Here is a 1,325-nt window from a genome sequence, read left to right as displayed (position 1 = left end):
ACACCCTGCTGGGCACTGCCCACGTCTCCCATGCCAGCGTCGAGGCGGTGGAGAAAGCCATCGATAGCGGACGATTCGATGCGGTGGCCGTCGAGCTGGACCCGCAGCGCTTGCAGGCGCTGAGCGACCCGGACACGCTGGCCAAACTGGACCTGGTGGAAGTGATCCGCAAGGGCCGCGTCGCGTTGTTCGCGGCCAACCTCGCGTTGTCGGCCTACCAGCGCCGACTGGCCGAACAGCTCGGCATCGAGCCGGGCGCGGAACTCAAGCGTGCGGTGGACCTGGCGCGCGAGCGCAACCTGCCGGTGCACCTGATCGACCGCGAAGTCGGCCTGACATTCCGTCGTGCTTCGCAGCGACTGGGCTTCTTCGGCAAGCTGAAGCTGGTGGCCGGGCTTGGCGCCGGCCTGTTCTCGTCCGAGGATGTCGGCGAAGACGAGATCGAGAAGCTGAAGCAGGGCGACATGCTGGAATCGAGCTTCGGCGAGTTCGCCAGCGAGAACCCGGCGTTGTACGAAACCATCATCGGCGAGCGTGACCGCTACATGGCCACGCGCCTGCGCGAAGCGCATGATCCGCAGCAGCGTGAAGTGCTGGCGGTGGTCGGCGCCGGCCATCTGGCCGGCCTGGCGCGTTACCTGGAAACCGATACCGAGGCGCCTGCGCCGTTGCGCGAGCAGCTGGAAGCGGTGCCGAAGAAGCGCAACATCCYGTGGTTCACCCTGGCGATCCTCGCCATCGTGGCCACCGGCATCGGTGTCGGCTTCTATCGTGGTGGACTGGGCGTAGGCACCGAGCTGCTGGCGACCTGGGCGATGTATACCGGCGGCCTGGCTGGCCTGGGCTGCCTGGTGGCCGGCAGCCACCCGCTGAGCATCCTCACCGCGATCGTGGTGGCGCCGTTCAAGCCGTTCCGCCTGAGCATCCCCACCGGCGCATTCGCGGCACTGGTGGAAGCGCGCCTGCGCAAGCCGACCTACGAGGATTTCCTCAAGCTGCGTGACGATGCACAGTCGTTGAAGGGCTGGTACCGCAACCGGRTCACCCGCGTGGTGCTGACCTTCATGCTGACCAACCTGGGCAGCATGCTGGGCCTGTGGCTGACTGCAGGCAAGGTCTGGAGCAAGGTGGCGAGCTGATCGCTGCCCCGCCGGGCATGGCCCGGCGCTACCGGTAGGTGCCAACCTTGGTTGGCACGTCATTTACATCCACGGCGATGGTAGCGCCGGGCCATGCCCGGCGAAAAAAAGGGGAGACCGCCCCACTACGACCGGTCTCCCCCCACCACAACACGTTTCCGCCCCTACGGTCGAGCAAGCTCGACC

Annotated in this window: 1 protein-coding gene; it reads left to right on the top strand. The window is 66.7% G+C overall.

The window, feature by feature from the left end:
- Positions 1 to 1,139 (top strand): TraB/GumN family protein (locus AC1VAN_RS22010; protein ID WP_480986767.1); only part of this gene is annotated, 1,139 nt, incomplete at its 5' end.
- Between the last annotated feature and the right edge of the window lie 186 nt (positions 1,140 to 1,325).

This window comes from Stenotrophomonas sp. 05L44_2 (assembly GCF_056665995.1).
The sequence above is the reverse complement of the archived record's forward strand: the minus strand, read 5'-3'. Positions and strand labels throughout refer to the sequence as shown.